The organism is [Clostridium] clostridioforme AGR2157 (assembly GCF_000424325.1).
GTDB classification, from domain to species: domain Bacteria; phylum Bacillota; class Clostridia; order Lachnospirales; family Lachnospiraceae; genus Enterocloster; species Enterocloster clostridioformis_A.
Map to the genome: position 1 here is coordinate 1 of NZ_KE384165.1, position 22,437 is coordinate 22,437.

Sequence of the window (22,437 nt, forward strand, 5' to 3'; positions counted from 1 at the left end):
TTTAGAATTTTCAGGGTTTTACATACTGTCTAATCTTCAATTATCAAGGTTCTTTGTTGTCGGCTTGTTCAGCAGCAACTTTTATATCTTATCACAGTCGCTTGTGTTTGTCAACAACTTTTTTCATTTTTTTATTTCTTACTCTCTTGCGCTTTTGGTACTCACCGCAGCGCAAGAGATATCTTACCAGATGCTTCGACAAATGTCAACAGGTTTTTACAACTTTTTTATTCCTCGGCCTTCCGAAAGCGTGACGCCGCATACAATGCGCCACTGCTTTGCCTGTCACGCACTAGGGACTTGCACCCGTTAGAAACGTGCGCCGCAAGGCGCACTGCAATAACGCAGCCCATGCACTTCGCATAGGCTGCATGAATGAATTTCCAGATTCCTCAAACCGGGAAACGGCGCTTATATACTGCTTATATACTGCTTATATACCGCCTATTTACTGCTTATATATCCGCCGGAATCCCATCTGCCGGGATTCCATCTACCGGTACTTCATCGGATGAAGATTCGCTCTCCTCCTCAACTACTTCCGGCGCAACCTGGAACTCGGACAAATATGCTTCCTCAGGAAGCCCTGCCAGATATGCGGGCAGGTTGATGGCAATACCGTCCATATGACGGGGCAGAGACACAGTCACATCAACTGTTTCCTCGCTGCCACCTTTTTCCTGGGTTATTTCAAGGGTCATCTTAAAGGTCTGGCCAATGCAGGTTGCCATGCCTCTCTCTTTATCGCGGAGTTTCGCAACCTGTTCGCCATCCACGTATACCACTACCTTATAGGGAGTGGTATATGTCTGTCCATTATATTCAATGGACTTATTATCCATATACACGGTGTGACCACGGCCAATGACCATCATAATACCTGCAATAATGAGCAGGAGTAAAACAGCTCCTAATCTGAACAGAATGGTACGTTTTGTTTTCAATTCCCGTCCTCCTCACTCTGTGCAAGCTGAAGCATCTGACCAGCCTTGCCCTTAGCTAATCTCTTTTTCGTTTCATACATTATAAGGGCGACTGTGATGACGCCGTAAGAGATGAACACACGGAAGTATTCACCAATCATGGAATCGCCCGTAATTTTCGCGCCTGCCGACGGAGCCACAATGAACATCAGATGGAACAGGGTGACGCCCAGGAACACGTTGCCAATGGATGCCTTATCAACGGAAGCACCTCCTACCAGCAAAGCCGCGATACAGAACATACCAATCTGGGTATGGGAGCTGTAAGTGGAAATATTTCCCATATTCTGCAGATAGATGACCATGCCGATGCCTGCCAGTACGGTGGACATCACGATGGCGATGATTCTGGTACGCTCCACCTTGATACCCGCGTCGCCGGCCACGTCCATATCCTGGCCCACTGCGCGCATATCCTGTCCAAGCTTTGTCTTGCTGAACCACAAAATAAACAGGCAGAGCAGGCCGGTAATGATAAGAGTCAGCACAGGGATCTTGACACCGCCGATGCGGATAGCCAGCAAATTGTCAAGGGACTGCCTCATATGCAGAAGGCTGACCGTGTTGCGGATACCATATCCTCTTGGCAGCTTGATGGATGAGTGTATGATTGGGATGATTGAACCCATCATGTACAGCACCACAAGCTGGTACAGACCATTCATAAAGAAACTGATGATGTAGCTGGTAACCATCTCCCTGCCTTTTGCCATGTTCAGCAGCTTGCCGCACATGAAGCCCAGCAGGATGGATATAGGAATTGATATGATCATGGCAAGAATCATGCCTGGAATACCCCAAATCTGCCAGTCAGCTGCAAATATCAGACCAATCTGGCCCGCCATAGCGCCAAGGGTCATACCAAAGTTAAGACCCATACCGGCCATAATAGGAATCAGCAGGCTGAGGATCAGGAACGCGTTTCTGCCCATTCTGGTGAGAATCTCGTTGAGCAGATAACCTGGTGAAAAGCCGGATACCGGGATGCAGACAGCGCAGATAAGGATAAACATCAGCGGCACAGAGTTATTCCGGGCTAGTTCTAAGATGCGGTTGCTGCCGTTATTTTTCTGTTTTGTCATTTTGATCCCTCCGTCTTTCTTGTCAAAGCATAGAGAATCATACCGTTGGAAACAACGATACGGATAACCTCGCTCATATCCATATGAATCATGGAATTCATTACTGTTGGGGTCATGGTAACAATACCCTGGAACAGGAACGTACCTATGATTACGTTAGTAATGGATGCCTTGTTGACTGAAGCGCCGCCAATCAGGATTGCGGACACCGCCGGAAGCGCCATATAGAACGGCGCCATATAAAGCTGGATGAAACCAAAGCCCTGTTCATATACCAAAATACCAACAGCAGCAAGCCATGTGGACATGATGACGGAAAGCATTCTCGTCTTGTCAATGTTGATGCCGGATGCCCTGGCAAAGTTGGGATTGGAGCCAACGGCCGTCATCGCTGTACCGGTCTTTGTGTGAAGAAAGGCCCACATCATGAATGCAAGCACCGCAAAGAACAGAAGGCTGCCCACAGGAATGGAAAAATGTCCTATATTGATCTGCAGGAAGTTAGCCAGCGCCTTGTCATAAAATCCCTCCAGGGAAATCGTGGTACGCAGGCCCTTGCCTGCCAGACCCCAGACCATGGTCGGGCTGTTATACGGCAGCAAAAGCCACATCATACACATGAAGGAGACAGATGAAAAGCCCACATAGGTGGCAATCATCATCTCTCCGCCCTTAATCTTGTTAAGAAGCCAGCCGTAGCCGCCGCCGAACAGCAAAGCAAAGGGGGTGGCAATCAAGATGGCCATAAGAAAGCTTATAGGGCCTGTAAAACCGAACTGAATGGACAGTGTGGCTCCCAAAAGGCCTGAAATAATGCCCAAGGGAAGACCAAAGTTTAAGCCGCATCCGGAATGCACCATGGGCACCATGGCCAGTACAAGGACTGCATTCCAGCTAAAGCGGTTGATTGTATTCGTTATCTGTGTGGGGAGATCCGCTCCGACAAAAGGCGCCAAAATGAACAGCGCCAGAAGGAATCCGGCGATAATCAATCTCGGCAGGCCGAAGTTGTCAATAAATTCCTTGATTTTCGTCTTTTTCCCCCAGACCTTTTGTTTTATCTTCTTTTTTTCCATGCTGTCTTCCCCCTTATTTGACCTGGCTGACCATGAGCAGACCAAATTCCTCTGAAGGATTGGTCGCCGGCAGGATTCCAGCAATCTTACCGCCCGAAACAATGGCGATGCGGTCACACGTCGTCCGCAATTCCTCAAGCTCAGACGAAATCATGACGACTGTGACTCCGTGTTCTCTGTTAAACTTTTTCAGAGCATCCAGAACCAGTGATTTCGCGCCGACATCAATTCCTCTTGTCGGCTCAGATACAAACAGGAATTTCGGTTCAAGAGCAAAGGCCTTTGCCAAGCATACCTTTTGCTGATTACCACCGGAAAGCTCCTTGGCTTTTTGCAGGGAGCTGGTACATTTAATCATTAATTCATCAATATATTTCTGGGTCACCTTGTGGATTGCCTTCTCGTCTCTCCATGTAATCAGGCCTCCCAGATATTTCTTAAGGAATTTGTCCTGAATCTGCATGGCTGAAAATGCTACATTCCACTCCAGTGTCTCGTCGAGCAGCAGGCCCACATCTCTTCTGTCCTCGGAAACAAAGGCCAGGGATGCATCCAGACATTTTCTTGGATTATTTAGAGGAATCTGTTTTCCGTCGAACTCCACTTTGCCGCCGGCTTCATAGAGGCCCATTACACCGTTTGGAATGCCAAGCTTTCCCTGTCCGGCCAGTCCTCCTATGCCCAGAATCTCACCTTCCTTGATATCCAGATTTACATTGCGCACAGTCTCGCCGGGCATATCAACCCAAAGATTACGAATCGACATGATGGTTTTAGCGTTGGGATCAATCCTGATATCCGCCCTGGCAGAGTTCTGGATATTCCTTCCCACCATCCACTTTGTAATATCCGCCACATCAGTTTCACTGGCGGGTGCGTCTTTTACTACATAGCCGTCGCGCATAATGACCACCTTATCGCAGACCGATAAAATCTCATGCAGACGGTGTGTAATGAAAATCACGGCAATGCCCTTGGCAGCCATGCCACGGATGGATTCCAGCAGGGCCTCTGCCTCTTTTTCCGTCAGAACAGCCGTGGGTTCATCAAGGATCAACAGCTTAAGCTGATCCTTGCTGAGCTCTCTTGCGATTTCAGTAAACTGCTTGTGACCTACGGGCATATCGCTGATGACCATATCCGCATCAATCTTTACGCCCATTTTATCTATAGCCCGCTTGGAACGCTCAGCCATCTCCTTATAGTTAAGGGTATCTAATCTGTCCCCGAAAATCTCAGAGACAATATTCTTTTTCTTTGGCTCGCGGTTGAGCAGGATGTTTTCCGTGGCCGTAAAGCCCGGTATCAGCGAAAACTCCTGATGCACCATGCCGATTCCTGCATTCAGTGCATCAAAGGGCGTTGAGAAGTTCACCTTCCCGCCGTTAATCAGGACATCACCGCTATATCCGCCGGTTTCCCTGATCACGTCCATACCGAAGAGGAGCTTCATCAGCGTACTCTTACCGGCGCCGTTTTCACCTACAAGGCCCAGAACCTCACCTGCATTCAGCGTGAAGTTGATATCAGTCAAAACCTGATTGCCGAAGAAATCCTTCTTGATATTCCGCATCTCCAACAAGGGAGTGTTGTTATTTGTCATCGTTATGTCCCACCTAAAAATAGCAGGAGGAGAGTGAACTCCCCCCACTGTTTCTTAAAATTGTTTATGATTATAAAACGTCTTACTTAATAGTAAAGTACTTCTCAGGAACCTCGACCTGTGTGGAGCCCATGAAGTGGCCTGGATCACCCATGATATAGGTATCCTGGTATACCAGGAATACATTGTCTAATTTGACCCCGGTCTCCACGTTGGTATAGTTGGAACCGTTCCACTCAGCCTTAGGAGAGAATACCTGGTATGCCCTGGCAATGTCATCAATGTCATCAAGCTCGCTCTCGCCGTTGAGTACGTTCATAGCGTGCTGCGCAAGTCCTGCCGTGGTGGTGTAGCCGTAGGAATAAGCCCATGTACCGAAGTGGTCAGCGCCGCCCTTTTCAACGATGGTTGACTCAACCTTTGCGAGGATCTTCTCAAAGTCGCCGGCCTCAGCAGTCAGATCGATGCCAAGTGCTCCCGGATAGCCCATAAGCGGTGAAGGAAGATCGGCCTCGATAAAGTAACCGCCGTACTCAAGCAGCTGCTTTAGCAGTGGCTCGGTATGAGCGTCGTTGGTACAGAAGTAAGCTGCGTTCTTGCCGTACTTTTCAACCCACTCCGGAACCTTCTCAAGTATGTAAGCCTGTGCACCGGCAACACCGACGTCAGATGTTGGGTCGGGAGCTGTCTCAAGTACGAATTCCATGCCGAATTCCTTGCAGGCTTCCTTCATAACAGCCACACGGCGGCTCATGGTCTCATATGCCATATGACGCGGGAAGGATATATGAACAAAGGTATCGCAGCCCAGTTCATGAGCTGTGCGGATAATCAGGTAGCCACGTGCAACGAAGTCATTGTTGCAGACAAGGTCAGCTGCGCTGCCGATTTCCGGCAGATCCTCGTGGGACTCGCCGGCAATGCAAAGGATGTCCGGGCGGCTCTCTTTGATCTTACGGAAAGCCTCTGTGGTGCCGGGTACGGACTGGTTGATAATAATAGCCTTCATCTGGGGATCATCGGAAAGGTTAACGATGGTCTGGATGGTTGTCTCAAGTTCCTCGGTGAAGTTGTCCGGATAGATGGCCAGCTTGACCATATCCTCGCCATACATTGCCTGGAATGCCTCGGCGCCGCGCCTGTCATCCTCTGACTGAGAAACAGAACCGGTTATGATACCGATGTGGTAATCGCCGGATGCCTGAGCATCAGATGCCTCAGTGCCGTCTTTTGCTTTCTCTTTCTCAGCATCGTCTTTCGCCTCTTCCTTCTGAGCTTCAGTGGCCTGTGGTTCAGGTGCCTTTGTGTTCGTGCCTGAGCTTGAACTGCCACATCCGGCAAGGCCGGAGAGCATAGCTGCTGCAAGCATAATGCCAATAACTTTCTTCATACTAACCTCCAAAATATTTCTTTAACAAGGGGACAACAGTTACTGTTTTATTGTAGCATATGCACATATTTTGTCAATAGTTATAAAATTCATTTTTGTCTTGGCGCGGTTTTATGCATATTTTCACATCCCGCAGTCAACTGTAAACCAGAACTCCACCCCCCCTTTTACATTCTCAACACCACAGGATTTGTTGTGGGAATCCATAATTGCCTTGACTATGGACAGCCCGATGCCGCTGCCTCCATATTCTCTTGTCCTTGCTTTATCTACTTTATAGAATTTAGTCCAAAGCTTCCCCAGGTCTTCCTCCGGTATATGGCGCCCTGTGTTGAACACAGTAATGCGGACTTCCTTTTCATTCCTTTCCAGGCGAATTTCAATCCGCCGTTCCCCATCCAGGTGGTTCATGGCATTGTTCAGGTAGTTGGTGATGACCTCCTCTATCTTAAATTCATCTGCCCACACCCATACCGGCTCCTCCTGGTCAAAAAACACCTGGGCCTCCTTTTGCTGGAGCAGGATGCCGGCAGATAACAGGATGCCGTGAATCAGGGCCGCGATATCGAACCGTTCCATCACAGGCATGTCGTTGCCGAATTCCAGGGCTGTCAGGGTCAGGAGCTGCTTCACCATCTTATTCATCTTGCCGGCTTCGTCCATGATGACCTCACAGTAGTAATTCCGGCTGTCCTCGTCCTCCGCCATGCCCTCGGTCAGGCCCTCTGCATATCCCTGTATCAGGGCAATGGGGGTCTTAAGCTCATGGGACACATTGGCGATGAACTCCTTGCGTGTCTCATCAATTTTTATCTTTTCCTCAATGTCCTTTTGCAGCTCGTTGTTGGCTGTCTTAAGCTCACCGATGGTCTCCTTAAGCTTTTCCGACAATGTATTCATGCTGTGGCCCAGCACTCCAATTTCATCCTCAGAATCACCGGTGTAGCGGGCCTCAAAGTCCAGCTCCGACATTCTGGCAGACAAGGCCGCAAGGGAACGTATAGGCGACACCACCCTTTTTGTGGCATAGTACATAAGGGCGCTTCCCAGCACAAGGGCCGCAAGTCCCACGTAAGCCAGGAACTCATTGGAAATGCTAACGCTGTCGTAAATGCTGGCCAGGGGCATGGACATAATGAACATGGTGCGGTTATCGTCAAAGAAGCCCCAGCTCTGGAGATAATAGCCCTGTGACCGTCTGTCATATATCTTCTGCACCTGATGGTCATCCTGGGATATCAGTGTCTCCGTCCTGGGGTCGATAATTCCTAATATATAACGGTGGAGAGCATCCGCCAGGAATTTGCCGTCCTTTGCCAGCGGAATCAGCTCCCCGGTAACGCTGTCCTGAATCACGATGGTCGTATTATATTTATCATTCATGAGCCGCAGGAGACGGCTGGCTTCTGTCTGCTCCCCATCGCTTGAGAACAGGCTCTGCAATTCTTCCGTGATATTCTCGCCCTGAAACTCCTTGTCCACAGCTATGACATTCAGATTTTCATAGGCATTTTCCAAAAGCTGCAGCTTTTGTTTGGTATAGAAGCCCTCCAGAAAAAAGCTGTTCACCGCCCACATGCTGACTAACACCGCCGCCATCAGACCAATGAATATCATGGTGAATTTTACCCTGATGGAATGCTTCATCCTTCGCTCACCTCGAATTTGTAGCCCATGCCCCATATGGTCTTAATGTATTCTCCCTTTTCTCCCATCTTGCTGCGCAGCTTCTTTACATGGGTGTCTATGGTGCGGGCATCTCCAAAATAGTCATAATTCCACACATTATTCAGAATCTTCTCCCTGGAAAGGGCTATTCCCTGATTCTCCACAAAGTAGGTTAGAAGCTCAAACTCCTTAAAGCTCAGATCAATCTCCTGACCGTCTATGGTAACCTGGTGGGCTGCCTTATCAATGCAGATGCCTCCCACATTCACGCTGTCCGTGGAGGCCACATTCGTCCTCCTGAGAATGGCTTCCACCCGTGCCACCAGAATTTTGGGACTGAAAGGCTTGAATATATACTCGTCCACTCCCAGGGAAAAACCCTGGAGCTCGTCCCTCTCCTCACTCCTGGCTGTCAGCATGATGACCGGTACCTGGGAATACTTGCGGATGGTCCTCAGCACTTCCCAGCCGTCCATCTTAGGCATCATAACGTCCAGAAGCACCAGGGCAATGTCCTTCTGCGCAAAGAATACATCCACCGCCTCCTCGCCGTCTCCTGCCTCTATGACCGCAAACCCTTTATTGGTGAGGAAATCCTTTACCAGCTTCCTCATTCTGGCTTCGTCGTCCACTACTAATATTTTAAGTGTATCCATGATACTGCCTCCTTACATATAATCTGGCTTTTTTTCATCCTTTTATAGGAATTATTTTAACAAAAATCAAGGAACATTTCCATCGTTTCACACAAGTTTCACAACTGAGAGGGCAGATAGAATAAGGTTCATAGGGCGCACTTTCCTATGAAATGAAAAAAGCCCCGGGATTTCTCCCGGGGCCATTCCTCCGTATCATAATTATCCAGATTATTCTTCCTCGTCCTCGCCCACCAGCTCATCGTATTCCTGGGCATCCAGCAGCTCGTCAAATGCTTCGGCCACAATTTCGTACTCATCGTCATCCTCGATGTTGTCCAGGTTAGGAGTTCCGTCCTCGGTCTCGCTGTAGCGGTACAGATATACCTCTCCTTCCTCCGAATCAGCGCCCTCCATGGGTAAAAGAGCAATGTACTCGTGCTCTCCCGCGTTAAAGATAGTCAGCACCACGCACTCCACTTCTGTATCGTCATCCAGAGTAAGGGTAACTGTCATCTCCTGCTCTTCTTCATTCAGATCTTTCTCGTCTGCCATATCCTGATTCCTCTCTTACTTCCTTAAATATAAGCTTGTTTCTTTTCTCTTACACTCTATCAGACTCACCCTGAAAATGCAAGAACATATTCTCTAATATTCATTCTCTAGTATTCGATTCCTTCCCTCGCCCCGATTCCGCTCTCATAGGGATGGCGTCTCATAACCATCTCCGTAATGTAGTCCGCCTGGTCCTGCAGGGCCTCAGAGGGACAGCGGCCTGTAAGGATGACTTCCAGGGAAGCCGGTTTATCCTTAAGGGCCTTTACCAGCCCGGCCTCATCCAAAAACCCAAGGTTGCAGGCGCCAATGGCTTCATCCAGCACCAGCATGTCATACGGTTCTCCCCCGTCCGCTCCCAGGGCCATGTTCCAGGCTGTCAGGGCACAGTTGTCATAATACAGGGCAGCGGCCTCCCGCTGGGCCTGGGTCATGTTCCAGGAAAAGCCGAAATTCCGGCCGCACGGCAGCACTGTAATGCCGGGAACATGGGCCAGCCCAATTACCTCCCCCGAATCATCTGTCTTTAGAAGCCTGGCCACCAGCACACGGTATCCCCGCCCGGCGGCCCGCACAGCCGCACCGATGGCTGCCGTGGTCTTTCCCTTTCCATCTCCACAGTATATCTGGACCAGACCCGTTTCATTCATCCTTCTGCCTCCTCTGCAAACCTTGATTTCGCCTGTTTCCTGCGGTACCGCTCCTTCACATGATAAATATGGAGCCTCTCCCTGGCCCTTGTCATAGCCACGTAGAACATTCTGCGTTCTTCCTCCACATCCGGGTCCAAAACCGCCTTGTGATGGGGCGTGACGCCTTCATTGGCATCCAGGATATAAACCACCCTGAATTCCAGCCCCTTGGCGCTGTGCATGGTCATAAGGCTGACGCCCTGGCGCTGTGCGTCCCTGCCTGCCGCCTGTTTCTTAAGCTGTTCCTTATATTCCTCCATATGGGTGAACCAGTGTTCATACGTCTTAAAGCCGGCTGCGCTTTCCTGAAGCTGGTCCAGTGTCTCAAACAGTTCCTCCGGCTTCATCCTCCTGGACTGGGCGTATTCCCGGATGTACTCATCGTACTCCACTGCCTTTCGGATGTAATTGACGGCCGCGGCCGGAGCCATGTTCCTTAACATCGTCAAATCATATTCCAGCTGTTCAATCCGGTCCATCATCCAGTTCTTGTCCTGGTAAAAGGATTTCACTGACTCCCAGTTAACCTGCTGGCCCTCCAGGGCATCCCGGCTGATGTAGCGCTTGGGACGGTTGATGATTTGAAGCACATTGGAACGGCTCAGATCCCCTAAGGCAGCCCGGATATAGGAAATCACATTTCCGGATATCCAGTGCTCATACAGATTTGGCACCGCATCCCTCATATAAAAGGGTATGTTATATTCCATAAGCTTGGAAATCAGCAGCCGGGGGCCCATGTTGGTCCGGTAAAGCACTGCCATATCATTGTAGGATATGCCCATGGAGGCATAGTCGCGTATCTCCGTAACGATTCCCAGTGTCTCGTCTATGGGTTCCTGCCACTCCTTTATGATGACCGGATGGCCATTCCCCCTTGCCGCCTTGATTTCCTTGGGAAAACGGGTCCTGTTGTGTGAGATAACCCGCCCCGCAGCCTCCACAATCTGGCGGCTGCAGCGGTAATTGGTATCCAGGAGTATTTTCCCCGCATCGGGATAATCCCTCTCAAAGCCCAGCATCAGCTCCGGCTTTGCCCCACGGAACCGGTAAATGGACTGGTCGTCATCCCCAACGATAAACAGGTTGTTTCTGGGAAGGGCCAGCATTTTTACGATTTCATACTGAATCCTGTTAATGTCCTGGAACTCATCAATTAATATGTACCTGTACTTGTCCTGCCATGCAGACAGGATGTCTTTTCTTTCCTTAAACAGCTCGTAGCACATCACCAGCATGTCGTCAAAATCCAGCAGCCTGTTCTGTCTCAGCCGTGCCTCATAGCCCCGGTACAGCTGTTTGAACATGTCCTCGGAACAGTTCTTTGCATAATAGTGGTCCATGTCCATGAGCTCCCCCTTCACCATGCTGATTTCACTGAGCACAGAGGAAATAAACTCCCCTTCATCCTCCGCTTCCAAATCACATTTTGACAGCATCTCCTTCATGAACTGAACGCGCTGTTCTTCCCTTACTATGTCTGTGGCCTTGTACCGGTAGGCCAGTTTGAGAATCAGAAAAAAGACAGAATGGAAGGTTCCAAAGGAGACCCGGCTGCATCCTGCCTGTGTAATCTGTTCATAGCGCTCCTTCATCTCCCTGGCCGCTGCCCTGGTAAATGTGATTACCAGAATATGGGAGGGATCCACGCCTGCCTTTTCCGTAAGATAACGGACCCGGTTGGTGATGACTGTGGTCTTGCCGGAACCGGGTCCTGCCAAAACCAGCATAGGACCTTCCCTGTGCCGGATTGCCATTTTTTGTGCGTCGTTAAATGCCATTTACTAGATTCCTATGCCTCAAGCATCTGTATCCCTTTGCGGATTCTGGCCAGGGACTCCTCCTTGCCCAGGACTTCCATGATTTCCGTTGCTCCGGCAGGAGTCATCTGCTTGCCGGACACGGCGGTACGGATGGGCCACATCACAAAGCCGGTCTTGACCCCTGTGTCCTCCACATATTTTGACAGGACGCCGTAAAGGGCGTCATTGGCGAAATCCTCCTGTGCTTCCAGAATGGGCAGCACATCCTTTAAAACCTTAAGAGAGGTCTCTGCGTTTGTCTTCATCTTCTTGTGGGTGTACATGGCCGTATCGTATTCCGGAAGGGCCTCAAAGAAATCCACATGGTCCGCAATGTCAGGGAACACCTCAATCCTTGTCTTGACCATGGCCGCTATCTTCTTAAGGTCCAAATCCCTGCTGATGGCAGCCTTCAGATACGGCTCAGCCATCTCATAGAAGGTATCAAATTCCATTGCCTTCATGTATTCGCCGTTCATCCACTTAAGCTTTGTCATATCGAACACAGCAGGGGATTTGCTCATGCGGTGGTAATCAAATTCCTTTACCATTTCCTCCAGGGAGAAAATCTCCTTGTTGTCCTCCGGTGACCAGCCCAAAAGGGCCACATAATTCACAACAGCCTGAGAGATGAAGCCCTGCTCCAAAAGGTCCTCAAAGGAGGAATGTCCGCTTCTCTTGCTCAGTTTATGGTGGTTCTCATCCGTAATCAGCGGGCAGTGCACATAGACCGGCACATCCCACCCAAAGGCGGCATAGAGCCTGTTGTACTTCGGCGATGAGGACAGATATTCATTTCCCCTTACCACATGGGTAATACCCATCAGATGATCGTCCACCACATTTGCAAAATTATAGGTGGGGTATCCGTCTGACTTGATAAGGACCATATCATCCAGCTCAGAGTTATCCACGGTGATATCTCCGTAAATCTCGTCCTGGAATGTGGTGGTTCCCGTGGTGGGGTTGTTCTGGCGGATGACATAGGGCATGCCTGCTGCCAGGTTAGCTTCCACCTCTTCTTTGGATAAATGGAGGCAGTGCTTATCATATGCCATGATTTCCTCTCCATTTACAGTGGTCTTAAGGGTGGCCAGACGCTCCGGAGTACAGAAGCAGTAGTAAGCCTCTCCTTTTTCCACCAGTTTCTTTGCGTATTCCAGGTAAATGCCGGAAGCCTGACGCTCGCTCTGGACGTACGGACCGCATCCGCCGTCCTTGTCAGGACCCTCGTCATGAATCAGGCCTGTATCCTTCAGGGTCTGGTATATGATTTCCACTGCCCCTTCCACGAAACGTTCCTGATCTGTATCTTCAATACGGAGGAGGAAATCCCCGCCCTCATGCTTTGCTATGAGATAGGCATACAATGCCGTCCTTAAATTTCCCACATGCATCCTGCCCGTGGGGCTGGGTGCATACCTTGTCCTTACTCTGCTCATGTTAAAGTCTCCTATATTCTTCTCAATCTGATAACTCAAAAACCATTATATAACGAAGGCCGAAAAAAGACAATGCCTGTTTTCACAGGCACTGTCCCTTTCTTTATACCTATTTGAATGTGGCGTTGTTCACCTCATCAGAGAACTTGCTTAAATCCTGAGGCATCCATGCAGCCTTTTCCTTGCCGCTTACATCCACCTTGACTCTCTGGCACTTGATGGTCAGCTCGGTCATCTCTTCTGCCGGCACCATCTCGCCAATCTTTGCAATATACTGCTTTACAGCGTCCTGTATCAGCTTCTGAAGGGCATCCTCATCACCGCTCATGATGGCTGCGGCTGTGTCTTCGTCGATATTGTTCTGCATGTCGGTCATAACGTCTACCATGATATTCTGCATATCATCCATGGAATAGCTCTTAACCTTCAGAAGTACGGTGGTCTCGTCCTTGCTCTGATCCGTGATCTCGGCGCTGTAATCCAGCTTGTCAATCAGTCCCTGAAGGGCATCGGACATTTCCTCTACTTCTTCGTCAGAGAACTCGATGCCTGCGGCCTTAAATTCTGACTTGAACATGGAAACCAGGTCTGTCTCAGCGGAATCTTCCATCAGGCTGGTCTTTACGTCTTCCTCAGAAGCAAATCCCAGTAAGTCCTTCATAGGAGCCGCATTTTCCTTAACAGACAGCTCGTACAGCGCTCCCACTACCTGGTCTGCCGGCTCAAGCTTCTGCTGGCATCCTGTCAGGGCAATGCTGCACACAGCCATAACGGTTGCGGCCAATACCGCAAAGCTTCTTTTCATGTTCCTCATAAACTTATCTCCTCTTTAATTCTGCCTTCTGTCAGGCAATTTATTTTTCCTCTGTCCTGGAAACGGTCTTGTTCTCTGCCAAGTCGCTTGGTCTCATAGTCAGGTTGATTCTGCCCATCTTATCGACCTCAGTTACCTTTACAGTAACCTCATCGCCGATGTTCACAACATCCTCCACCTTGCCAACGCGCTTATCAGACAGCTTGGAAATATGAATCATACCATCCTTATTGGGGGCCAGCTCCACAAATGCGCCAAAATTCATGATACGCACTACCTTGCCGTTAAATATCATGCCCGCCTCAATATCCGTAACGATTCCGGTAATAATCTGGATGGCCTTATCAATCATGGCCTCGTCCGTGCCGCATACATTCACAGCACCCTCATCCGTAATATCAATCTTAACACCGGTCTCCTCAATAATCTTGTTGATGACCTTGCCCTGCTTTCCTACCACATCGCCAATCTTCTGCGGATCAATGGTAATCTGCTTAATCTTCGGAGCATATGGGCTTAAGTGCTTCCTTGGCTCTGAGATAACCGGTCTCATTACATTGTCCAGAATATACATTCTGGCTTCCCTTGTCCTGGCGATGGCTTCCTCGATAATAGGCCGTGTCAGTCCGTGAATCTTAATGTCCATCTGGATGGCAGTGATACCATTCTTTGTTCCGCCTACCTTAAAATCCATATCGCCAAAGAAATCTTCCAGGCCCTGAATGTCTGTAAGCACCAGATAATCATCATCCGTATCCCCGGTCACAAGACCGCAGGAAATACCAGCTACCATCTCCTTAATTGGTACGCCGGCAGCCATCAGTGAAAGGGTTGACGCACAGATGCTTGCCTGGGAGGTGGAACCATTGGATTCCATAGTCTCAGATACGGTACGGATTGCATATGGGAATTCCTCCGCACTTGGCAGAACCGGAATCAATGCCCTCTCTGCCAGGGCGCCATGGCCTATCTCGCGGCGGCCCGGTCCTCTGCTTGGCTTTGTCTCGCCTACAGAGAAGGACGGGAAGTTATAGTGGTGCATATAACGCTTGCAGGTCTCATTCTCATCCAGTCCGTCTAATTTCTGGGCCTCGGACAGAGGCGCCAGGGTGCAGGCGTTGAGAATCTGTGTCTGACCGCGGGTAAACATGCCTGAGCCGTGAGCTCGCGGAAGCAGGTCAACTTCTGCTGCCAGGTGACGGATTTCCGTGATGGCGCGGCCGTCAGGACGCTTGTGATCCTTTAAGATCATCTTGCGGACCGTCTTCTTCTGATACTGGTAAACAGCCTCGCCCAGGACGGCAAGCCATTCTTCGTTCCCGGCAAATGCATCTTCCAGCTTTGCTGTGATTTCTGCTATATTCTTCTCGCGTGTCTGCTTGTCATCGGTGAACACAGCCTCTTCCATTTCCTGTGGAGTCACGATTTCCCTGATGGCTGCAAAAAGCTCTTCCGGCACCGCGCAGCTCTCATAAGAGTGCTTTTCCTTACCGCACTCAGCCACGATGGTGTCGATGAACTTGATAATTTCCTGGTTCACTTCATGAGCCTTAAAAATGGCGTCAATCATAATCTGCTCCGGAACCTCATTGGCGCCGGCCTCAATCATGATAACCTTTTCCCTGGTGGAAGCCACGGTCAGGGCCATATCAGATACCTGCTTCTGGTCAGCAGTGGGGTTGATGATGAACTCGCCGTCAATCAGACCCACCTGTGTGGTAGCGCAGGGGCCTGCAAACGGGATATCGGAAATGCTGGTTGCAATGGCAGAACCCAGCATGGCTGTCAGCTCAGGGCTGCAGTCCGGGTCCACGCACATTACGATGTTGTCCAGGGTCACGTCGTTGCGGTAATCCTTAGGGAACAGCGGACGCATAGGGCGGTCGATAACACGGCAGGTCAGGACAGCATTTTCAGAAGCCTTGCCCTCTCTCTTATTGAAACCGCCTGGTATCTTTCCCACTGAATATAATCTCTCCTCATATTCCACGCTGAGAGGGAAGAAATCAATGCCCTCCCTTGGCTTGGATGACGCGGTTGCCGTGGAAAGCACCACCGTATCGCCATAGTGCATGAATGCAGCACCGCTTGCCTGGGCAGCCACACGGCCAACCTCAACGGTCAGTTTGCGTCCTGCCAAATCCATACTAAAACTTTTAAACATACTGGTATCTCCTTTACAATAAAAATAAAAAATGCTACCGGTATGGTTGGGGCATGTCCAATCCGTATGTCATCCCCGGGGCAGAAGACGCCGAAACTACTGATCTGCCTGCAGGAATCCTAATCCTGCAGGTACATCAGCGGTCTCGGAGTGATACCTCTGCCGCCCACACCGCTTCTTCCTTTCCATGATAAGCAAATATAGGGTGGAGTTCCCTCCACCCTAATCTTCAGAATTACTTTCTGATACCAAGCTTCTCGATTAATGCACGATATCCTTCCAGGTCTGTCTTCTTTAAGTAATCAAGAAGACCTCTTCTCTGTCCAACCATCATCAGAAGACCTCTTCTGGAGTGATGATCCTTTGGATTCTGCTTCAAATGTTCGGTCAGTTCTGTGATTCTCTCAGTCAGAATGGCAATCTGAACCTCAGGTGAACCTGTGTCCCCTGGCTTACGGCCATACTCTGCGATAATCTGTGCTTTCTTTTCCTTTGAAATCATGGTGTTTCCTCCTTAATACTATTCATCTCACCAAAAACCAGGCTGCCGGCTGGAGTCACCGGGTAACCGGGCATCGGCGTTATATCATACCGATTTAGTATAGCATAAATGGGTGGGGTTGTAAAGTGTGAAAAAATAAATTTAACGTGGGAGGCGCTGACACCTCCGCTCCGCTTCCCCTCACGGCCGGAAGCACCTTGCCACGTCTTACCCCATCTCACCCCTCCGCGAAAATCTCCGGATGTTTTTCATAGTACGCTTTCGCAAACTCTTTGTCTTTCTCAATCCGCTCCTTCAGCTCCTCAAAGGAGGTGAATTTTTGTTCCGGGCGGTCGAAGGCCAGGAGCTGGACTTCTATGTTTTTGCCGTAGATGTCGCCTTCCAGGCCGAAGATGTAGGTTTCCACGCCTGCCGGGAATTCTCCTCCTACCGTGGGCTTCTTTCCGATGTTGGTGACGCCTTTATAGTAGACGCCGTCCACCAGCACGCGTGATACATAAACGCCGTATCTGGGCAGGCGCTTGATGGGGGGCGGGAGGATGTTGGCTGTGGGAAAACCTAAAAGGCTGGCTCCGATGTGGTTGCCGTGCACCACTTCCCCGTGAATGGCGTAGGGCTGGCCCAGCAGCTGGTTGGCTTTTTCCACATTGCCTTTTTCCAGTTCTTCGCGGATATAGGTGCTGCTGATATCACGCCTGTGGTCCTTTTCCTTTTCTATGACATGGAGATGGTAACCCAGGTCATGGGCCATGGCAAAGAGCAGCTCCGCGTTGCCTGCCCCCTTATAGCCAAAGCTGCAGTCCGGGCCTACCACGATTTCCCTGGCATGCATGCGGCCTGCCAGAATGTCCCTGGCAAAGGCTTCCGGCTCCATATGGCGGGTTTCCTCGGTAAAGGGGTATTCCACCAGATAATCGATTCCCGCCTTCTCCATGTTGGCACGGCGCTCCAAATTAGTAGTGATGACGGTCTGGGGCTGACCCGTGACAGCTGTTCCCGGAGCCGTGCCAAAGGTGAAGATGGCTGTGGGATACCCTGTCTCTGCCTTCAGCTCCATCATGGTCCTTAACAGCTTCTGGTGGCCTCTGTGCCTGCCGTCAAACTTGCCTAAAGTCACGATGGTGGGCTCCTCTATCTGAAATTCTGTGGTGTCTGCTATATACCTCATCCTGTCACTTCCTCGTTTTTTCTTCTGTTCCAGATGTTCCGTCAGCGCCGCAGGAAGCTACATGGGGAACATCTTCCAGGGCTTCCACCAGTGCCTGTCCTTCTGGTACTGGTATACCCCAGTAAATCTATGATTGCTGTCATACATACGGAACATTTGTCCGTCCTCAGCCCCGGCCTGCCACTCATCTGACCGGTTCCAGTCCAGCTGTCTTGCGAAGCAGGGATTACCGTTGTGTAAAAGGGAGTCTGCTTCCGGCAGGCAGCAGAGAGGCGGAAAGGACTGCAGGGCCTCCTCCACCGGGAGGACGCAGCTCTCCACGGCTCCCTGGTCACGGAGCTGTTGCAGCTGGTCCAGTGTCAGACTGTCCTCAATGCTGAAACGGTCCACCCTGGTACGTGTAAGGTGTTCCATACAGCCGCCGCATCCCAAAAGCCTTCCGATGTCATGGCACAGGGTACGTATGTATGTCCCCTTGGAGCAGGTGACCTCCATCCAGACCCTGGGCAGATCTATCCTGCTTACCTTTATGTCCAGAATCCTCACCGGCCTTGGCCGGCGTTCCACTTCTTTTCCCGCCCTTGCCAGCTCGTACAGCTTCTTTCCGTCCACCTTAAGGGCTGAGTACATGGGAGGTATCTGGGCGTAATCGCCCTTAAATCCCATGACAGCGTGATTTACCTGTTCCTCAGTAAGGGACAAAGCCCCTTCCCTATCTTCTTCCAGAATGGTTCCTGTGGTGTCCTGGGTGTCTGTCTCACAGCCCAACAGCATGACGGCCCGGTATGTCTTGGACCGGTCCGTCAGCATGCCGCACAGCCTGGTGCCCGCCCCCAGACAAACAGGAAGGACTCCTTCAGCTGCGGGGTCCAGGGTTCCTGTATGGCCTATTTTTTTCTGCTTTAAAATTCCTCGAAGCCGGGCCACCACATCGTGGGAAGTATAGCCCGGCTCTTTGTATACATTTATGATTCCGTGATACATGGTATGTTCCTTACTCCCGGCTGCCTGATGCAGCATCCAACTGCCTGGCAATGTGTACGGACAGATTGTTGATTACGTCGTGTATGCTGCCGCTCATGGTACATCCGGCAGCCCTCACATGACCTCCTCCGCCAAAGAAAGCGGCAATCCTGCTTACGTCCACCAGATACTTGGAACGCATGCTGACCTTGAATTCCTGAGCACCTGTCTCATAGATGAATATAGCCACCTCCACACCTTCCGTAAGGCGCAGCTGGTCAATGATACCGTCCATGTCCTTGCCGTCAACCCCGTAAAACTCCATCTCGCTCTGGCGGATGGCGCTGAAGATGCACCGTCCGTCAAAAAAGGTGATGCTCTCCAAAAGGGCCCTGCCCAGTATCTGGTTCTGGATGTATGTTTTTCTGTAAAAGCTGTTGTCTATGATGGCTCCGAAGTCAATTCCCTTTTCCATCAGCTTTCCCGCTATCTCCATGGTGTGGGCTGATGTGCAGGAAAATTTGAACACGCCTGTATCGTGGATGATGCCGGTGTACAGGCACTCTGCCGTGTAACGGTCGATTTTTCCTTCATCCAGCTGGTCAAAAAGGGCCTCGCAGGTAGAACTGGCCTCATCCGGAACCACGTTGGTGCCGCCGTAACGGGTATTGGTCACATGATGGTCCAGGCACAGGCTCCTGTCCGCCCGGTCCAGGTAATGTTTAAAATCACCCAGACGCTGGATATCGCCGCTGTCCAGGCAGACACAGAGCTGATAGCACTCATCGTCAACCTGGTGGCGGATTTTGTCATATCCCTTCAGATAACTGAATTTAGGGGATGACTCCTCCAGATACACGGCTGCCCGTATATCCGGATGATTCAGCCGGAGATAGTTATAAAGTCCCAGTGTGGAGCCCAGGCAGTCGCCGTCCGGGCGTATATGGCCCAGGATGGCCACGGACTTGGTGCCCTCTAACATCTGTTCAAGAATCGTCATTAAAACTCCTCCTTTGCTCCTTCCTCATCCTGTGTTTCTTCCTGATGAAGGTCTTTTGTCACTTCATCGATGAGTCTGGACATGTTGACACCATATTCAATGGACTGGTCCAATATGAACTTCAGCTCCGGCGTGTTGCGCAGGTTCACCCTTCTTGCAAGCTCTCTGCGCACATACCCTTCTGCGCTCTTTAGTCCCTGGATGGTAGACTTTCCCGCCTCCTCGTCCCCAAGAACGCTGATATACGCCTTGCAGAACTTAAGGTCTGGTGTAACCTCCACGGAAACCACGCTGGTCATGGGATGAATCCTTGGATCCTTGATTCCCCCGCGGATGATTTCACTGAGTTCCCGCTGGACCTCCATGTTGATTCTAGTATTCTTTATGCTGTTCTTACGCATGTAACTCCTCTCTTAGCCATGATGCCTATCTCGGTACTTCCACCATGATGTAAGCCTCGATTTCATCATCTTCCTGAAGATCATTAAACTTCTCAAATACAAGACCGCACTCGTATCCTGCCGCCACTTCCTTTACATCGTCCTTGAAACGCTTGAGGGAAGCCAGCGGTCCTTCGAAAATCTGCTCTCCGTCTCTCTTGACACGGCAGCTGCAGTTTCTCTGGAACTTGCCGTCCAATACATAGGAACCTGCAATGGTTCCTATGCCGGATGCCTTAAAGGTCTGACGTATAACTGCATGGCCGATAACCTTTTCCTCGAATACAGGGTCCAGCATTCCCTTCATGGCTGCTTCCACATCCTCGATGGCCTGATAGATAACCTTATACAGACGGATATCCACCTTTTCACGCTCCGCAATGGACTTGGCGGTTGCATCCGGACGGATGTTGAAGCCAATGATGATTGCGTTGGATGCGGATGCCAGGGAAACGTCGGACTCGTTGATGGCGCCTACGCCGCCGTGAATCACCTTCACCATAACCTCCTCGTTGGAGAGCTTGGTAAGGCTCTGCTTTACAGCCTCCACGGAACCCTGCACGTCGGCCTTTACAATAATCGGCAGTTCCTTTACATTACCGGCCTGAATCTGGCTGAACAGGTCATCCAGAGACAATTTTGCCTTGGTATCCTCAATCAGTTTACTCTTTCCTTCTGAAATAAATGTCTCAGCAAAGTTTCTTGCTTCCTTCTCGTTTTCAGTAGCCACGAATACCTCACCGGCATTAGGCACATCGTTGAGGCCCAGGATTTCCACTGGCGTGGACGGTCCTGCCTCCTTCACGCGGCGGCCCCTGTCGTCCATCATGGCACGAATCTTGCCAAAGCATGCGCCGGCCGCAATGGTCTCGCCTACTCTTAAGGTACCCTTCTGTACCAGAACCGTGGCAACAGGTCCCTTGCCCTTATCCAGCTCCGCCTCGATTACAAGGCCCCTGCCCTTACGGTTGGGATTAGCCTTCAGTTCAAGCACGTCTGCGGTCAGAAGAACCATTTCCAACAGGTCCTTGATACCCTCTTTTGTATGGGCGGAAACAGGTACGAAGATGGTGCTGCCGCCCCAATCCTCGGGAATCAGCTCGTATTCAGCCAGCTCCTGCTTTACCTTATCCACGTTGGCGCTTGGCTTATCAATCTTGTTGATGGCCACAATGATTTCCACATTGGCTGCCTTTGCGTGGTTGATGGCCTCAACAGTCTGAGGCATTACGCCGTCGTCCGCAGCCACTACCAGGATGGCGATGTCCGTGGACTGTGCTCCTCTCATACGCATGGCTGTAAACGCCTCATGGCCCGGCGTATCCAGGAACGTAATCTTGCGGTCGTTTATCTCAATGACAGACGCACCGATATGCTGGGTGATGCCGCCAGCCTCTCTTGCTGTCACATTGGTCTCGCGGATAGCGTCCAAAAGGGAAGTTTTACCGTGGTCAACATGGCCCATGACACACACAACCGGTGACCTGGGAACCATATCCTCGATGCTCTCTTCATCTTCCTTCAGAAGCTCCGCAATGACATCAACTTTTACTTCCTTTTCACACAGGACATCGAATTCCATGGCAATCTCTTCCGCCTGCTCATAATCAATTTCCTGGTTCAGTGTCACTACCTGGCCCTTTAAAAACAGCTTCTTTACAATGACAGATGGCTGAAGCTTCATCTTCTCTGCCAGTTCCTTGATAGTGAGTACATCGGGAAGGCTGATGGTTTTCACCTCATCCGCCTTACTCTCCTCCTTCTTAGGCTGAGGCATGATGAATGCTCCCTTTCCTGTCTTCGGCACTTTCTTCTTGCCGTCCTCAATCCTGTCGCGTTTATCAAACCTGACATTCTTATGGGCATTCTTATTCTGACGGTTGCTGGTTGGCTTTGTCTGGATTGGGGTGTCATAGGATGACTTTACGTCCCTTGCCCCTGCCGAGCGGCGGCTGTCAGTCCTGCCTCTGTTATCCCTTGCATCCTTGTCATCTCCGGGACGGCCCTGATAGCCCCCCTGAAGTCTTGCGCCGTAGCCGCCCTGGGGCCTGTTTCCATAACCGCCCTGAGACCTTGCGCCGTCGCGGCCTCCCTGGCCTCCCTGATAGCCGCCTTGGGGCCTGTTGCCCTGGTAGCCGCCCTGGGACCTGTTGTTGTCACGGCCTCCCTGGTAACCTCCCTGGCCTCCCTGATAGCCGCCCTGGGGTCTGCTGCCGCCTCCCTGGGACCTGCTGTTGTCACGGCCTCCCTGGTAAGCTCCCTGGCCTCCCTGATAGCCGCCCTGGGGTCTGCTGCCGCCTCCCTGGGGCCTGTTGTTGTCACGGCCTCCCTGGTAACCTCCCTGGCCTCCCTGATAGCCGCCCTGGGGTCTGTTGTTGTCGCGGCCTCCCTGGTAGCCTCCCTGGTTCCTGTTATTGTCGCGGCCTCCCTGATAGCCTCCCTGGCTCCTGTTATTGTC

At 50.8% G+C, this 22,437-nt stretch carries 20 protein-coding genes; 1 reads left to right on the top strand and 19 read right to left on the bottom strand.

Annotated elements, in window-relative coordinates; translation table 11 throughout:
* The coding region (locus G614_RS32280) for a hypothetical protein (RefSeq protein ID WP_207637870.1) at nt 1-313 on the top strand (313 nt) is incomplete at its 5' end.
* Between the two features lie 142 nt (nt 314-455).
* Here G614_RS32280 and G614_RS0125700 read toward each other — a convergent pair.
* The 19 genes from G614_RS0125700 to infB form a co-directional block, all read right to left on the bottom strand.
* Nucleotides 456-944, bottom strand: a complete 489-nt coding sequence (locus G614_RS0125700) for a DUF6672 family protein (RefSeq protein WP_027644145.1) — start codon at nt 942-944, stop codon at nt 456-458.
* Nucleotides 941-2,065, bottom strand: coding sequence for an ABC transporter permease (locus G614_RS0125705; RefSeq protein ID WP_027644146.1), 1,125 nt, complete (start codon nt 2,063-2,065; stop codon nt 941-943). Before G614_RS0125705 ends, G614_RS0125700 begins: the two co-directional genes overlap by 4 nt.
* Complete coding sequence (locus G614_RS0125710) at nt 2,062-3,141, bottom strand: ABC transporter permease (protein WP_027644147.1); 1,080 nt, start codon at nt 3,139-3,141, stop codon at nt 2,062-2,064. Before G614_RS0125710 ends, G614_RS0125705 begins: the two co-directional genes overlap by 4 nt.
* Before the next feature lie 13 nt (nt 3,142-3,154).
* On the bottom strand, nt 3,155-4,744 hold the full coding sequence (locus tag G614_RS0125715) for a sugar ABC transporter ATP-binding protein (RefSeq protein ID WP_027644148.1): 1,590 nt from the start codon (nt 4,742-4,744) through the stop codon (nt 3,155-3,157).
* Between the two features lie 82 nt (nt 4,745-4,826).
* The gene (locus tag G614_RS0125720) at nt 4,827-6,134 is read right to left on the bottom strand and encodes a DUF3798 domain-containing protein (protein ID WP_027644149.1); all 1,308 of its coding nucleotides are present in this window, start codon (nt 6,132-6,134) and stop codon (nt 4,827-4,829) included.
* 123 nt (nt 6,135-6,257) lie between these two features.
* Entirely contained in the window at nt 6,258-7,781 is a 1,524-nt protein-coding gene (locus G614_RS0125725) for a sensor histidine kinase (RefSeq protein WP_027644150.1), read from the bottom strand.
* Nucleotides 7,778-8,458, bottom strand: coding sequence for a response regulator transcription factor (locus G614_RS0125730; protein ID WP_027644151.1), 681 nt, complete (start codon nt 8,456-8,458; stop codon nt 7,778-7,780). The genes G614_RS0125725 and G614_RS0125730 overlap by 4 nt, the downstream gene beginning before the upstream one ends.
* 210 nt (nt 8,459-8,668) lie before the next feature.
* On the bottom strand, nt 8,669-8,992 hold the full coding sequence (locus tag G614_RS0125735) for a DUF1292 domain-containing protein (protein ID WP_022201575.1): 324 nt from the start codon (nt 8,990-8,992) through the stop codon (nt 8,669-8,671).
* Between the two features lie 107 nt (nt 8,993-9,099).
* Nucleotides 9,100-9,642 carry a cob(I)yrinic acid a,c-diamide adenosyltransferase gene (locus G614_RS0125740; RefSeq protein ID WP_027644152.1) on the bottom strand — a complete coding sequence of 181 codons (543 nt, stop codon included), beginning with the start codon at nt 9,640-9,642 and terminating at the stop codon, nt 9,100-9,102.
* Complete coding sequence (locus G614_RS0125745) at nt 9,639-11,465, bottom strand: ATP-dependent helicase (protein WP_027644153.1); 1,827 nt, start codon at nt 11,463-11,465, stop codon at nt 9,639-9,641. Before G614_RS0125745 ends, G614_RS0125740 begins: the two co-directional genes overlap by 4 nt.
* Nucleotides 11,466-11,476: 11 nt before the next feature.
* Complete coding sequence (gene gltX, locus G614_RS0125750; protein ID WP_027644154.1) at nt 11,477-12,928, bottom strand: glutamate--tRNA ligase; 1,452 nt, start codon at nt 12,926-12,928, stop codon at nt 11,477-11,479.
* Between the two features lie 109 nt (nt 12,929-13,037).
* A complete protein-coding gene (locus G614_RS0125755; protein ID WP_242828229.1) occupies nt 13,038-13,742 on the bottom strand; it encodes a hypothetical protein in 705 nt (234 codons plus the stop codon).
* A 40-nt stretch (nt 13,743-13,782) separates the two neighbouring features.
* Nucleotides 13,783-15,906 (bottom strand): polyribonucleotide nucleotidyltransferase, encoded by a 2,124-nt coding sequence (locus tag G614_RS0125760; RefSeq protein ID WP_027644156.1) that lies wholly within the window; start codon nt 15,904-15,906, stop codon nt 13,783-13,785.
* A gap of 235 nt (nt 15,907-16,141) precedes the next feature.
* Nucleotides 16,142-16,408 carry a 30S ribosomal protein S15 gene (rpsO, locus tag G614_RS0125765; RefSeq protein ID WP_002569329.1) on the bottom strand — a complete coding sequence of 89 codons (267 nt, stop codon included), beginning with the start codon at nt 16,406-16,408 and terminating at the stop codon, nt 16,142-16,144.
* Nucleotides 16,409-16,625: 217 nt separating this feature from the next.
* Entirely contained in the window at nt 16,626-17,576 is a 951-nt protein-coding gene (locus G614_RS0125770; protein ID WP_027644157.1) for a bifunctional riboflavin kinase/FAD synthetase, read from the bottom strand.
* Nucleotides 17,577-17,633: 57 nt separating this feature from the next.
* Nucleotides 17,634-18,560 carry a tRNA pseudouridine(55) synthase TruB gene (gene truB, locus G614_RS0125775; protein WP_027644158.1) on the bottom strand — a complete coding sequence of 309 codons (927 nt, stop codon included), beginning with the start codon at nt 18,558-18,560 and terminating at the stop codon, nt 17,634-17,636.
* Between the two features lie 10 nt (nt 18,561-18,570).
* Nucleotides 18,571-19,539 (bottom strand): DHH family phosphoesterase, encoded by a 969-nt coding sequence (locus G614_RS0125780; protein ID WP_027644159.1) that lies wholly within the window; start codon nt 19,537-19,539, stop codon nt 18,571-18,573.
* Nucleotides 19,539-19,940 carry a 30S ribosome-binding factor RbfA gene (rbfA, locus tag G614_RS0125785; protein WP_002569333.1) on the bottom strand — a complete coding sequence of 134 codons (402 nt, stop codon included), beginning with the start codon at nt 19,938-19,940 and terminating at the stop codon, nt 19,539-19,541. The genes G614_RS0125780 and rbfA overlap by 1 nt, the downstream gene beginning before the upstream one ends.
* A 25-nt stretch (nt 19,941-19,965) precedes the next feature.
* A partial coding sequence (infB, locus tag G614_RS30920; RefSeq protein WP_242828230.1) for a translation initiation factor IF-2 occupies nt 19,966-22,437 on the bottom strand: 2,472 nt, incomplete at its 5' end.